This is a genomic window from Streptomyces sp. NPDC096324 (genome assembly GCF_044763015.1).
GTDB lineage: Bacteria > Actinomycetota > Actinomycetes > Streptomycetales > Streptomycetaceae > Streptomyces.
The window spans coordinates 1-13,980 of record NZ_JBIWFK010000003.1 but is presented as its reverse complement, the minus strand read 5'-3'; the positions used below and the strand labels follow the sequence as shown (position 1 = coordinate 13,980).

The following is a 13,980-nucleotide window of genomic DNA, read 5'->3' as shown; positions in this document are numbered from 1 at the left end:
CATCGCCAACCCAAGGCAACGACCCACCGGTTGGGCCGGTGCGGCCATGATTCCACGTCCGGACGGCGGCGGGGTGACGGAGCGGGGCGTGAAGTGGTCGCACACCGGTGCCCCTGGGGGCGCACTCGCGCTCCAGGGGCACCGCTCTCATCCGTCACAGGGGACGGTCAGCCGCCGAGCGCGCCACCCGGAGCGTCCGCCCCGCCCTGGGTGACCATCGGGTCCGTGCTGAGGTGGATGACCCCGTAGTCGTACGCGTGGCGCCGGTAGACGACGCTGGGCTCCTTCGTCTCGGAGTCGACGAAGAGGTAGAAGTCGTGCCCGACCAGCTCCATTTCGTAGAGCGCCTGGTCGAGCGTCATCGGTGCGGCCACGTGGGTCTTCTCCCGGACGACACAGGGGCCTTCCCCCATGATCTCGAGAGAGCCGATCTTCTTGGTGGGTACGGCGTCCGGCTCCTCGTCGTGGACGACGTCACCGCTGCCGTTCAGGGTCGCGGCCCCCGGGACGACGTCGGCGACCTCGGCCGCCGAGATCCTGCCGTTGCCACGGCGGGTGTAACGCTTGTCGTGCTGCTTGCGCAGCCGGGCCTCGAGCTTGTCCGCGGCCAGGTCGAGTGCTGCATACGCGTCGCTTGCCGCCGCCTCCGCCCGGATCACCGGCCCGCGGGAGTGGAGCGTGATCTCCACCCGGTCACTGCGGTCGGCCTGTCGGGGGTTGGGCTCCTTGGACACCTCGACGTCGAGGCTGATCACCTTGCCATCGAGCTTCTGGATCTTCTCCAGCTTCAGCTTCTCGGCCACGTGCTTGCGGAACCGCTCGGGCACCTCGGTCTTGCGGCCCTTGACGACGATGTCCACGCAGAACTCCGTTCCCGGATAGCCCCGCTCCACTGGCGGAGCATCTCCCTTTTGCACCAGGCTCCGGTGAGCCCCGGAACCTCGGACTCGGTGACTTTCACCTCCTCCTCCCCCAAGGACAAGATCTCCACCCCACCGATGCGGGTGATTGCCGGAAAGTCACGCTTCGGCACTCGGATGCGCGAGGTACGGCCTGCGCCATTGCCTCACAACCGAACATATCTCGCCCGGACGGATGTCGTCACCCTCTACTGATACGTACCTCCGTTCAGGTGAATTGACCCTCTCGTTACCTGCAACGTTGCAAGTTCTCGGTCAGTTCCGGTTTATTTCGAAGGCGTCCGGCGGTGCCGCGATCACGGCCGAGCAGACCATGTCTCCGCTCTTCCCTCCGGCCTGCTCCCTACCCCTGATTCGCCCGTACACCTCCGTCCCTACCGTCCTCTCACCCGTCCATCCCAGCGCCCGCACACCCGACTGCGCCGTCCGCACCGCCCGCGCCGCCTCCGCCAGCGACGCCCCCGTCGTCATCAGGTCGTCCACCAACACGACCCGCCCGCCCTCCGCCAGCAGCCGCTCGCCCCCGGCGACGACCTCCAGGGCGCCGGCCACGTTCGCCGCCCGCTGACGGGAGTTCAGCCCCGACTGGTCGGCCACGGCCCGCCGCTGCCGCAGCACACCGAGCACCCGGGCCGGTGTTCCGGCGCGCCGCAGCTCCCGCCCCGCCGCGAGCGCGATCCGCCGCACCGGATCATGGCCCCGCGCCCGGACCGCCCACCGCGCCGACGGCACAGGCACCAGCAGCACGGGCCCGCGCCCCGCCCCCGTCTCCCGGACCGGCACGCCGCCGGTGCCCGCGTCCGTCTCCCGTACCCGCGCGCCACCACCGCCCGGCCCGGCCCGCTCTCCCCGCGCGTCCCTCCTCCTGGACTCCAGCTCTCCCCACACGTCCCCCTTCCCGACGCCCTGTCGTCCCTGCGGAGCCACGAGCCGCCCTCCCGGACCAGGACGTCCCGCAGGCCCCAGACCTGCCCGCACAGCCCCCGCGAGGGCCGCGCCCAGGGGTGCCGCCAGCGCCAGCGCACCCCGTTCCTTGTGGGCGAGGAGCATGGCCCGCACCTCGTCCCCGTAGGGAGCCGCCGCGTGCACCACGGACAGCCCCGCCGGCTCGGGCACCGGCCGCACCCGGCACGGCGCGGCGCCCGTCAGGGCGGCACGGCACTCGGGACAGAGCACCGTGCGAGGCATCCCGCAGCCTCCGCACTCGGCCGGCAGCACCAGATCCGTGAGATCCCGCCACCACCCCCGCATGGCCACCACTGTGCCAACGCCCGGCCCGCTCGACCACCCCTGTGGAAAACCGTGGAGAACCGCCTGTGGACGGCTCCCGAAACGGCGGTGGGCCCGCCCGGGAACCGGACGAGCCCACCTGAGACGCACACGGCGCTACCCCGGATAGACCGGCGCCGTCCCGTCCTGGACCACCTTCTGCCACTGCTCTCCCGCCGACAGCCGCACGATCCCGTCCGCCTCGGAGTGCGCCACCAGCGGCAACTGCTCGTCCTCCGACGCGGCGATCTCCTTGACGTTGGCCAGCGCGGAGGGCGAGGTGCCCAGCGGGGTGGAGCCGTCGACCTGGACGTACTGCATCTGCTGCACGCCGCCCTTCTCGCTGCCGACCACCACGAGGCGGCTGTCCCCGGCCCAGGACATGGCCGTGACCTCCTCGAGCTGGGGCGCGACGGAACGCGGTTCGACGATGAACGCGCCGTCGGGCTCGTCCGCACCGGACCTCTCGACGCGTCCGATCTGCAGCGAGCTCCTGCCGTCCTTCTCGACGATCAGCGCGACGCGCACACCGTCGGCGGCCACCCGCACCGCGTCGATGCGCCCGTCGAGTTCCGGCGTCTGCACGACGACGGGCTCGCCCGCGCCCTTGCGCAGCAGAAGCAGCCTGGGTTTCTTCGGGTCGCGGTCGGCCACCCACAGATCGCCGTGCGCGTCCCAGCTCGGCGTCGTCAGCCGGTCGTCGACCGTCCTGCCCTGGCTGCGCACCACCGGCTCGGCGAGCGAACCGCCCGGCACCAGCGACCCGACGTACAGGTTCCGGCCGTCGGCCGACACTCCGGCGGCGGTGTCCTCGTCCCGCGACACCGCGGCCGCCCGCAGCTTCTTGCCGCCCTCGCCCAGCGCACCGGGCACCGGCTCGGGCTTCTTGTCGCGGTTGCCGCCGGGCATCCGTACGAGCCGCTGCTCGTGGTCGATGAAGTACTGGTACTCCGGGTGCTCGCCCGTTCCGTGCGAGGCGACGCTCTCGGCCCCGGCCTTGGTCAGCACGCACAGCTGTGTGCCGTTCGCCCGCTGGAGCTCCACCTCGTCGACGCCGGTGGGGGTCAGATCCCGGAGGGTGAGGAGGATCTGGGCCGCCATCTCCCGGCACGTGGCGCTTCCGACCCGGTCGGCCCTCTTGTTCAGCGGCACCGTGACGCTGTTGCGGTCGTCGGGCGACAGCGACACGTCGCTGTCCTTCAGGTCCGTGCCCGAGGGGAAACTCGACCTGACCACCGGGTCCAGCCAGCTCGTGGGCCCCTTCAGCAGGGCGCGCACGATCTGTGTCATCGGGTCCACCTGCGCGCGCACGTAGACCGGGTCGGCGACGGTCCCCCGGGGACGGCCGGTCCCGGAGGTCCCGTTCGACGCGTAGTAGTACTTGTTGACGGACACGTAGTTGCGCTGGAAGTCCGACGTGCCCATCACGACGCCCTGCGGCAGACCGTCGATGCGCCACTGCTTGTTGCTCTTGAGCTTGGTCAGGTGCACCGATCCGCTGTACTGGCCGGAGTCCGGCCCGTACGCGTGCCGGACGTCCACGGTGGCGACCTTGGTGCCGTTCAGCCGGAACAGGACGTCACGGCTGCCCTCCTTGGTCCCCGAGGGCGCTCCCACCGGCTCCGGCGCGTCCGCGAGGACCGTCGTGGAGTGGTACGGGTCCCACGTCTTGCGCGCGCTGTCGGTGAGGTACTTGCCCGCCGTCTCATATTTGGCGTCGTCGCTGGTCAGCGCCTCCAGGAAACCCTGGACTATCTCCGCCGCCGAGGCGCCGGGATGCGGCGGCATGGCGTAGACGCGGACCTGCGAGTCCTGGCGCGGGGTGGACTCCACCCCGCGCAGATCCCCGCTGTCCGGCATCGAGGCACACCCCGCCAACAGCAGGACGCCACAACCGGCGTACACCATGACGCTCACCGAACGGCGTCCGCGGACGCCGTTCCCCCCGCGGTCAGCGCCCACGAAATGCCTCCCCATGTCCGAGCTCCTCCGGCGTCTCGCCGTCCCGCCCCCGCTCCTGCGCGGTCCGTTCCCGGCCGGTGCCGGATGTCTCCTCCTGGCGCCGCAGCGCCCCGGCGGGCCGGGGCACCACGCGGGCGCCGTTGCCCGGCAGGGCCGTCGGATCGGCCGTGGGCGAGGCCCCGGCCAGCCGGGGGGCCATGGCCCCGCGCGGCGCCATCGGATCCGCGGCGGACCCGGACTGCTGTACGGGGACCGTGGCGCGCTTCGTGGCGCCGCCGTGCGGCAGCCCGGCGTCGTCGAGTCCGCGGTTGCGCCGGGAGTCCTTGGGTTCCAGGGGTATCGGTGATCCCCTGAGCGGCTCGTCGGCCGTGCGCGGCAAGGTCAGCCGGAACTGCGAACCGCCGCCCGGCTCGCCCCAGGCCTGCAGCCAGCCGCCGTGCAGCCGGGCGTCCTCCAGGGCGATGGACAGCCCGAGACCGGTGCCACCGGTGGTACGCGCGCGTGCCGGGTCGGCCCGCCAGAAGCGGCTGAACACGCGGGTCGCCTCGCCGGGCTTGAGCCCGACGCCGTAGTCGCGGACCGCGATCGCGACCGCTCCGCCCGCCGCGGCGAGCTTGACGACGACGTCCCTGCCCTCACCGTGCTCCACGGCGTTCACGACGAGGTTGCGCAGCACCCGCTCGACACGCCGGGCGTCCGCCTCGGCGATCAGCGGCTGCTGGTCGCCGACGACACGTATGTGCGTGCCCTTGCGCTCGGCGAGCGGTTCGGCGCCGCCGACCACCCGTCGTACGACCTCCCTGAGGTCGATCGCGTCGGCCTCCAGCGCGGCCGCGCCCGCGTCGAACCGGCTGATCTCCAGCAGGTCGGCGAGCAGCGTCTCGAAGCGGTCCAACTGGTCGGCGAGGAGTTCGGCCGACCGCGCGGTCACCGGGTCGAAGTCCACGCGCGCGTCATGGATGACGTCGGCGGCCATCCGCACGGTGGTCAGGGGTGTGCGCAGTTCGTGCGACACGTCGGACACGAACCGCCGCTGCATGCGCGACAGGTCCTCGAGCTGCTGGATCTTGAGCTGGAGGTTCTGCGCCATCTTGTTGAAGGCTTCACCCAGACGCGCGATGTCGTCCTCGCCGGTGACCTTCATACGTTCCTGGAGGCGTCCGGCGGAGAGCCGCTCGGCGATCCCTGCCGCCATCCGCACCGGTGTGACGACCTGGCGCACCACGAGCCAGGCGATGGCCCCGAGGAGCACCACGACGAACAGTCCGGCCGTCGCGAGGGTGCCCTTGACCAGGCTCAGCGACTTCTCCTCCTGCGTCAGCGGGAAGAGGTAGTAGAGCTGGTACGCGTTCCCGTTGGGGTCGCTGACCTGCTTGCCGATGACGAGCGCCGGCTGGGACTCCCGGCCGTCCTTGTAGACCACACGGGTGTAGCTCTGCGCCGCCGCGGTGGTCTTGTCGACCCGGGCGCGCAGGTTCTCGGGGACGCTCACCGTGGGGTCGACCTGGCCCGAGTACCGCGGTGCGAGACCGCCGCTGCCGCCGCCCGGGGCGGTGGAGTTGAGCGTGACCACGTCGAACGCGCCCTGCCCGCCACTGGACAGGGACACGACGAGGTCGGTCATCCACTGGCTGACGTTCTTCGACCGGCCGCCCGCTGCCGAACCGTCGTCACCGTTCGCCGTCGCCGTGGAGTCCGCTTTCTGCTTGGCCACCGCGAAACCGCCGGTGGCCTGGCTCTGCGAGGCCCTCACCTTGGCGTCCAGCAGACCGTTGCGGACCTGCCCGATCACGACGAAGCCGAGCAGCAGGACGACGCCCATCGACATCAGCAGCGTCGTCGCGACGATCCTGAGCTGGATGTTGCGCCGCCACAGCCGCATCACGGGCAGCAGCGGACGGCGCACCCAACGTATGAGCAGCCGGAGAACCGGGCTGCCCTGGACCCCGCCCTGGAGCAGTCCCCCTTCGAAGAACCGCTCCCAGCGGGAGCCCTTCATTTCCCGGCCGACAGGCCGCCCCGAACGATCCCCCAGCTCAGCGGACGCCGAAGCGGCACTGTCCCATGACATGTCAGCTCGGTCCTGCCTTGTATCCGACGCCTCGAACGGTCACCACGATCTCCGGGCGCTCCGGGTCCTTCTCGACCTTGGAGCGCAGTCGCTGGACGTGCACGTTGACCAGACGGGTGTCCGCCGCGTGCCGGTAGCCCCACACCTGCTCCAGGAGGACCTCACGCGTGAACACCTGCCACGGCTTACGCGCCAGAGCGACCAGCAGGTCGAACTCCAGCGGCGTCAGCGCGATCGACATGCCTTCCCGTTTCACAGAGTGACCGGCGACGTCGATGACGAGATCGCCGATCGAGAGCTGCTCGGGCGCCGGTTCCTCCGAACGGCGCAGTCGCGCCCTGATCCGCGCCACCAGCTCCTTTGGCTTGAACGGCTTCACGATGTAGTCGTCGGCGCCCGACTCGAGGCCGACCACGACATCGACGGTGTCGCTCTTCGCCGTGAGCATCACGATCGGTACCCCGGACTCCGCCCTGATCAGGCGGCACACCTCGATGCCGTCCCGTCCGGGCAGCATGAGGTCCAGGAGCACCAGGTCGGGCTTGGCGTCGCGAAAGGCGGCCAGCGCCTTGTCGCCGTCGGCTACGAAAGACGGCTCAAAACCTTCACCACGCAACACGATGCCGAGCATCTCGGCCAGTGCGGTGTCGTCATCGACGACAAGGACTCGTCCCTTCATAAACGACATCATCCCATTAACTAAATCGTTACCTGGCGTGACAAGTCACACAGCTCGGCGAGAGCCTCAGCCGTCACGGGCGAAACAACGCCCTCTTCGGTGACGATCGCCGTGATCAACTCCGGCGGCGTCACGTCGAACGCCGGGTTGTACGCCTGGGTCCCCAGGGGTGCCACAGGTATACCCCCTCCCGGCTCCACGCCCGCCATCGGGACCTGCGGAGCTGCGATCTCCGTCACTTCATGACCCGCGCGCTGCTCGACTTCGATCGACGCGCCGTCGGGCGTGTCCTGATCGATGGTCGTCACCGGCGCCACCACGATGAACGGCACATGGTGGTACCTGGCCAGCACCGCGAGCGGATAGCTCCCCACCTTGTTCGCCACCGAACCGTCGGCGGTGATGCGGTCGGCCCCGATCAGCACCGCGTCCACCTCCCCGGCCGCGAACAGGGAGCCCGCCGCATTGTCCGTGAGCAGGGTGTACGCCATGCCGTTGCGAGCGGCCTCGTAGGCCGTCAGCCGGGCACCCTGCAGCAGGGGCCGCGTCTCGTCCACCCAGAGCCGCCGCAACTGCCCCGCACGGTGCGCGGCGAGCGCCACGGCGAACGCGGTGCCCTCACCACCGGAGACCAGCGCGCCGGTGTTGCAGTGCGTGAGCACCCGGTGGCTGCCGCCCGGCAGCAGTTCGTCGAGCAGCGCGAGGCCGCGCTCGGCCATGCGCGCGCTCGCCTCGGCGTCCTCGCGGTGCAGGGTCCGCGCCGCGTTCAGCGCGGCCGCCGCGGCCACCGCCTCGTCGCCGCCCGCGGAGAGCGCCGCCCGGTGGGCCGCCTGCGCCCGGCGCACACCGACCGCGAGGTTCACGGCGGTCGGCCGGGCACCGGCCAGGGCATGGGCGGCCTCCTCCACGTCGAAGCCGCGTACGGCGGCGAGCGCGACGCCGTACGCGCCGGCGATCCCGAGCAGCGGCGCCCCGCGCACCGCGAGCGTACGGATCGCCTCCACCAGTGCCGGCGCGTCCGTGCACACCAGCTCGACCTCCTCCGCGGGGAGCCGCGTCTGGTCGAGAAGGACCACTACGGGCCCTTCGGGCGGCTCGTGCCAGCGGATCGCGGGTATCTCCGTCGGTCCACTGTCCTCGCGGGCTTGCGCGTAGTGATCGGCCATTCGCCCAGTCTGCCCCGTACCCGGCGGACAATTGAAGGTGTGCAGCCCATACGGGGGCCCGTCCCTTGCCGGGCACGCCGTGACACGATGGCTGCCAACCTGCCGCCGCGACCGCGGGACGGGCACCGTGAAGGAGCGACGATGAACGACACTCCGGGCTGGGCGTCGCCCGGATCCGCCCCCTCCGGCGAAGAGACGCCGGAGGCGTCCGGCACCCCGCGGCCCGCGGACCAGGACGGAGCGAACCCGCCCGAGCAGCCGTCGAAGTGGTCCAAGGAGCAGCCCCCGCCCGGTCAGTGGTCCGCGCCCGCCCCGCAGGGGCCCGCACAGGCCCCGCGGCCCCCCGCATCCGCCCCGGGCTGGGGCGGCCGTCCGCCGGGCGGCCAGGGCGGTGGACACGGCGGCTGGGGCGGCCCCGGACAAGGCGCTCCCGGAGGCCCCGGCGGCTGGGGCGGCGCCTGGAGCGCACAGGCACCCGCCGCCAAGCCCGGCGTGATCCCGCTGCGACCGCTCGGCGTCGGCGAGATCCTGGACGGCGCCGTGTCGACCATGCGCGCCCACTGGCGCACGGTCCTCGGCGTCTCGCTGGCCGTCGCCGTCGTCACGCAGGTCGCCATCATCCTGCTCCAGGGCTTCGTCCTGGACAGCACCGACACGGAAGCGCTCAACGACCCCAGCGCCACCATCGGCGAGCTGAGCCGGGCCATGGGCGACGCCCTTCTCGGCTCGGGTCTCGTCCTGCTCGTCACCCTGCTCGGCACCATCGTCGCGACGGCCCTGCTCACCTCGGTGACCAGCCGTGCCGTGATCGGCAAGCCGGTGACCACGGGCGAGGCGTGGCGGGACGCGCGTCCCCAGCTCGCCAAGCTGCTCGGCTTGACCCTGCTGCTCCCGCTCATCGCCGTCGCGATCCTCACCGTGGGCGCGCTGCCGGGTCTGCTCGTGATGGCGGGCGGCTCGACCGACGCCGGTTTCACGCTCGCCGTCTTCGGCGCCCTGGCCGCAAGTGTCGTCACCCTCTGGCTGATGATCCGCTTCTCGCTCGCCTCGCCCGCCCTGATGCTGGAGAAGCAGAGCATCGTGAAGTCGATGCGCCGCTCCGCGAAACTCGTCCGCGGCTCCTGGTGGCGGGTGTTCGGCATCCAGCTCCTCGCCGCGATCATCGCCTTCATCGTCGAGTCGATCGTCGTGATCCCCTTCGCCGTCCTCGCCGCCGCGCTGAGCGGCGACGGCCTGACCGGCTTCCTCGACAGCTCCGGCGGCGACCTCGGCTGGACCTACCTCATCGTCAGCGGCATCGGCTCGGTGATCGGATCCATGATCACCTTCCCGATCACCGCGGGCGTCACGGTGCTCCTGTACATCGACCGACGCATCCGCCGCGAAGCCCTCGACCTCGATCTGGCCCGGGCCGCCGGACTCCAGGGATACGGCACCACCGGCACCACACCAGGGAGTTGATGCGGTGAACGGGGCGGGGGGAGTTCTCACGGCGGTACTCGCGGGGCCGCACACCGGTGCGACGACGGTCCTCGCGCTGTCCCGCGACGACACACCACCGGTGACCACATCGCGTGAGGCCGCTCGGGAGGCGGCCAGACGCGAACTGTCCAAGCGGATGTACCACGAGAACGACCCCGGCCTCGTCCAGCGCGCCCTGAACGCCTTCTGGGACTGGGTCGACAGACTGTTCGGCGCCGCCTCGTCCGCGACACCCGGCGGAACGCTCGGACTCGTCGTCATCGTCCTCGCCGTCGTGGCGGTCGTGGCCGCCCTGTGGTGGCGCCTGGGCACTCCGCACCGCACCCCCGCCTCGTCCGCCGCCCTCTTCGACGACCGCCCCAGGAGCGCCGCCGAACACCGCGCCGCCGCCGAGGCACACGCCGCCCAGGGCCACTGGAACCAGGCCGTCCAGGAACGGATGCGCGCCGTCGTGCGGTCCCTGGAGGAACGCGCCCTGCTCGATCCGCGCCCCGGCCGCACGGCCGACGAGGCGGCCGCCGAGGCGAGCCGCTCCCTGCCCTCCCACGCCGACCGGCTGCGCGCCGCGGCACGCGACTTCGACGACATCACGTACGGCGGCCGCCCCGGCGACCCCCGCGCGTACCAGCACCTCACCGGACTCGACCGCGACCTGGAGCGCACCAGGCCCGTACTCACGGACAGCGCCGCCGGCCCGCACCCGGGCTCGGCCCGCGACGGCCACCGGGGAGCCGCCTCATGACCGAGGCCACCCTCACCCCCACCTCGTCCTCGCCCACCACCCGCCAGACCTGGACCCGCACGCGCGGAATCGTCCTCGCGCTCGTCCTCCTGCTGGCGGCCGGCGTAGCGATAGCCGCGGTCCGCTCGGACACCCTGCACGGCCGCCTCGACCCGCGCTCCGCCGACCCCTCGGGCAGCAAGGCCGTCGCCCGGCTCCTCGCCGACCGGGGAGTCTCCACGCGCGTGGTCACCACCCTCGGCGAGGCACGCTCCGCGGCCGGCCCCGACACCACCCTGCTGATCACGTCCCCCGACCTGCTGACCAGGCGTCAGCAGACCCTCCTGCGCACGGCGACGGAACAGTCCGGTGGCCGTACGGTCCTGATCTCCCCCGGATCGCCCTCCCTCGGCACCCTCGCCCCCGAGGTCACCGCCGACCCCGCGGTCAGCTTCGACTCGACGCTCTCCCCCCGCTGCGGACTGCCCGCCGCCCGCCGAGCGGGCAGCGCCGACACGGGCGGCATCCGCTACAGCACCACCGACCAGAACGCCGACACCTGCTACCCGAGCGACGGACTGCCCACGCTCGTACGCGTGCCGGCACGCACGGGAAGCGGCGACACCGTCGTGCTCGGCGCCCCCGACATCCTCTACAACGAGCGTCTCGACGAGCAGGGCAACGCCTCGCTCGCGCTCCAACTCCTCGGCTCCCGCACCCATCTGGTCTGGTACCTCCCCTCGCTCTCCGACGACTCGGCCACCGACACGGACGGCCGGAGCTTCTTCGACCTGCTCCCCTCGGGCTGGCTCTGGGGCACCCTGCAGCTCTTCATCGCGGCCGTCGTGGCAGCACTGTGGCGGGCACGCCGCATGGGCCCCCTCGTACCCGAACGGCTTCCCGTCGCGATCCGCGCCTCCGAGACCGCCGAAGGCCGCGCCCGCCTCTACCGCAAGGCCGCCGCCCGCGACCGCGCGGCCGCCGCTCTCCGCTCCGCCACCCGCACGCGCCTCGCCCCCCTCATCGGCGTACCTCCGGCCCAGGCACACGCGCCCGAGACCCTGCTCCCCTCCCTGGCCACCCACGTCGACGGCAACCCACAGGCCCTGCTCCCGCTCCTCTTCGGGCCGCCGCCCCGCGACGACGCGGCCCTGGTCTCCCTCGCCGACCAACTCGACGCCCTCGAAAGAGAGGTACGCATTTCATGATGGACCCGACCACTGACAACGCCGGGTACACCGGGTACACCAGGGACGCGGACACCGCCCGCTCCTCCCTGGAAGCCCTGCGCACCGAGATCGCCAAAGCCGTGGTCGGCCAGGACCCCGCTGTGACCGGCCTCGTCGTCGCCCTCCTGTGCCGCGGACACGTTCTCCTCGAAGGAGTCCCCGGAGTGGCCAAGACGCTGCTCGTCCGCGCCCTCGCGTCCGCACTGGAACTCGACACCAAGCGCGTCCAGTTCACCCCCGACCTCATGCCGAGCGACGTCACCGGCTCGCTCGTCTACGACGCCCGCACCGCCGAGTTCTCCTTCCAGCCCGGCCCGGTGTTCACCAACCTCCTGCTCGCTGACGAGATCAACCGCACGCCTCCCAAGACCCAGTCGTCGCTGCTGGAGGCGATGGAGGAACGCCAGGTCACCGTCGACGGCACCCCCCGGCCGCTGCCCGAGCCCTTCCTGGTCGCCGCGACCCAGAACCCGGTCGAGTACGAGGGAACGTATCCGCTCCCCGAGGCCCAACTGGACCGTTTCCTCCTCAAACTGACGATCCCGCTGCCCTCCCGCCAGGACGAGATCGACGTCCTCACCCGCCACTCCGAGGGCTTCAATCCGCGCGACCTGCGCGCCGCGGGCCTGCGTCCCGTCGCCGGCCCCGCCGACCTCGAAGCCGCCCGCGCCGCGGTCGCCAAGACGACGGTCTCTCCCGAGATCACCGGTTACGTCGTCGACCTGTGCCGCGCGACCCGCCAGTCGCCGTCGCTCACCCTCGGCGCCTCCCCTCGCGGCGCGACGGCCCTGCTCGCCACCGCCCGCGCCTGGGCCTGGTTGACCGGCCGCGACTACGTCATCCCCGACGACGTCAAGGCCCTGGCCCTGCCGACCCTCCGTCACCGTGTGCAACTCCGCCCCGAGGCCGAGATGGAGGGCGTGACCGCCGACTCCGTCATCAGCGCGATCCTCGCCCACGTCCCCGTCCCCCGCTGATGGCACTCACCGGACGCGCCGCTCTCCTGGCGGCCCTGGGCGCACTCCCCGTCGGCATCTGGGGGCCCAGTTGGACGGGCGTCCTCGCCGTGAACGTCCCCCTGGCCCTGGCCTGCGCCTGCGACGCCGCCCTCGCGGCTCCCGTACGACGTCTGGGCCTGACCCGCTCCGGGGACACCTCGGTGCGCCTCGGTGAGTCCGCCGACGTCACCCTCACCGTCACCAACCCCTCGGGCCGCCTCCTGCGAGCGCACCTCAGGGACGCCTGGCCGCCGAGCAGTTGGGAACCCGGCACGGAGGTCGAGGCCTCCCGCCATCGCCTGACGGTCCCCGCCGGCGAACGCCGCCGTCTGACGACCCGTCTGCGCCCCACGCGCCGCGGCGACCGCCTGGCCGACCGTGTCACGATCCGCTCGTTCGGCCCGCTCGGTCTGTTCTCCCGTCAGGGCAGTCACCAAGTCCCCTGGGCCGTACGCGTCCTGCCCCCTTTCACCAGCCGGAAGCACCTCCCCTCCAAACTGGCCCGGCTCCGTGAACTCGACGGCCGCACCAGTGTGCTGACGCGCGGTGAGGGAACGGAGTTCGACAGCCTGCGCGAGTACGTTCCCGGCGACGACACCCGGTCCATCGACTGGCGCGCCACAGCTCGCCGGACGACGGTCGCCGTACGCACCTGGCGTCCCGAGCGCGACCGGCACATCCTTCTGGTCCTCGACACCGGCCGCACCTCCGCGGGCCGCGTCGGCGACGCGCCCCGCCTCGACGCTTCCATGGACGCGGCCCTGCTCCTCGGCGCCCTGGCCTCCCGCGCCGGCGACCGCGTGGACCTCCTCGCCTACGACCGCCGGGTGCGCGCCCTGGTCCAGGGCCGTGCGGCCGGCGACGTCCTTCCGTCCCTGGTCAACGCCATGGCCGGGCTCGAACCGGAGCTCGTCGAGACGGACGCCCGCGGCCTGACCGCGACAGCCCTGCGTACGACCCCGCGACGCTCCTTGATCGTGCTCCTGACGACCCTCGACGCCGCCCCGGTCGAAGAGGGCCTGCTCCCGGTGCTCTCCAGCCTCACCCAGCGCCATACGGTGCTGCTGGCATCGGTCGCGGACCCGCACGTCGCACGCATGGCGAAGGCCCGGGGAGACATCGACGCGGTGTACGAGGCAGCGGCGGCGGCCCAGGCCGAGGCGGGACGTCAGCGCACCGCCGAGACGCTGCGGCGTCGCGGCGTCATTGTCGTGGACGCGACTCCGGACGACCTCGCGCCGGCCCTGGCGGACGCCTACCTGGCGCTGAAGTCCGCCGGCCGCCTATAAACCGCGGAACCTGAGAACAAGCCCGGGAATCGAGGCTCGGAAAAAGCCCTTGAACGCAGAAAACCCCCGGACCGGTATCCCCGGTCCGGGGGTTTTCTCAAAATTTGTTCGGCGGCGTCCTACTCTCCCACAGGGTCCCCCCTGCAGTACCATCGGCGCTGTGAGGCTTAGCTTCCGGGTTCGGAATGTAACCG

11 protein-coding genes and 1 rRNA gene are annotated in these 13,980 nt (G+C 72.0%); 5 read left to right on the top strand and 7 right to left on the bottom strand.

What is annotated here, in order from left to right; genetic code table 11:
* Positions 1-167 precede the first annotated feature (167 nt).
* The 6 genes from hpf to mtnA form a co-directional block, all read right to left on the bottom strand.
* The gene (gene hpf, locus ACIQ7M_RS07545) at positions 168-860 is read right to left on the bottom strand and encodes a ribosome hibernation-promoting factor, HPF/YfiA family (RefSeq protein ID WP_382790406.1); all 693 of its coding nucleotides are present in this window, start codon (positions 858-860) and stop codon (positions 168-170) included.
* 315 nt (positions 861-1,175) lie between these two features.
* Positions 1,176-2,171, bottom strand: coding sequence for a ComF family protein (locus ACIQ7M_RS07540; RefSeq protein ID WP_403640977.1), 996 nt, complete (start codon positions 2,169-2,171; stop codon positions 1,176-1,178).
* A 135-nt stretch (positions 2,172-2,306) separates the two neighbouring features.
* Entirely contained in the window at positions 2,307-4,097 is a 1,791-nt protein-coding gene (locus ACIQ7M_RS07535) for an LpqB family beta-propeller domain-containing protein (RefSeq protein ID WP_403640974.1), read from the bottom strand.
* Positions 4,098-4,140: 43 nt separating this feature from the next.
* A complete protein-coding gene (gene mtrB, locus ACIQ7M_RS07530) occupies positions 4,141-6,222 on the bottom strand; it encodes an MtrAB system histidine kinase MtrB (RefSeq protein WP_403640971.1) in 2,082 nt (693 codons plus the stop codon).
* A gap of 1 nt (position 6,223) precedes the next feature.
* Positions 6,224-6,913 (bottom strand): two-component system response regulator MtrA, encoded by a 690-nt coding sequence (mtrA, locus tag ACIQ7M_RS07525; RefSeq protein WP_192582811.1) that lies wholly within the window; start codon positions 6,911-6,913, stop codon positions 6,224-6,226.
* 8 nt (positions 6,914-6,921) lie between these two features.
* Positions 6,922-8,067: an S-methyl-5-thioribose-1-phosphate isomerase gene (gene mtnA / locus ACIQ7M_RS07520; RefSeq protein WP_403640966.1), complete on the bottom strand. Its 1,146-nt coding sequence runs from the start codon at positions 8,065-8,067 to the stop codon at positions 6,922-6,924.
* 141 nt (positions 8,068-8,208) lie between these two features.
* Here mtnA and ACIQ7M_RS07515 point away from each other — a divergent pair, with 141 nt between their 5' ends.
* Genes ACIQ7M_RS07515 through ACIQ7M_RS07495 form a run of 5 tightly spaced genes read left to right on the top strand, consistent with a single transcriptional unit; the run spans position 8,209 to position 13,786 of the window.
* A complete protein-coding gene (locus tag ACIQ7M_RS07515; protein ID WP_403640963.1) occupies positions 8,209-9,528 on the top strand; it encodes a glycerophosphoryl diester phosphodiesterase membrane domain-containing protein in 1,320 nt (439 codons plus the stop codon).
* A 4-nt stretch (positions 9,529-9,532) separates the two neighbouring features.
* Entirely contained in the window at positions 9,533-10,291 is a 759-nt protein-coding gene (locus ACIQ7M_RS07510) for a DUF4129 domain-containing protein (RefSeq protein ID WP_403640960.1), read from the top strand.
* Positions 10,288-11,478: a DUF4350 domain-containing protein gene (locus tag ACIQ7M_RS07505; protein ID WP_403640957.1), complete on the top strand. Its 1,191-nt coding sequence runs from the start codon at positions 10,288-10,290 to the stop codon at positions 11,476-11,478. The genes ACIQ7M_RS07510 and ACIQ7M_RS07505 overlap by 4 nt, the downstream gene beginning before the upstream one ends.
* Entirely contained in the window at positions 11,478-12,476 is a 999-nt protein-coding gene (locus ACIQ7M_RS07500) for a MoxR family ATPase (RefSeq protein WP_355769245.1), read from the top strand. The genes ACIQ7M_RS07505 and ACIQ7M_RS07500 overlap by 1 nt, the downstream gene beginning before the upstream one ends.
* A complete protein-coding gene (locus ACIQ7M_RS07495; protein ID WP_403640954.1) occupies positions 12,476-13,786 on the top strand; it encodes a DUF58 domain-containing protein in 1,311 nt (436 codons plus the stop codon). Before ACIQ7M_RS07500 ends, ACIQ7M_RS07495 begins: the two co-directional genes overlap by 1 nt.
* 106 nt (positions 13,787-13,892) lie before the next feature.
* Here the strand turns inward: ACIQ7M_RS07495 and rrf are convergent.
* Positions 13,893-13,980, bottom strand: a 5S ribosomal RNA gene (gene rrf / locus ACIQ7M_RS07490); the annotation flags it as partial.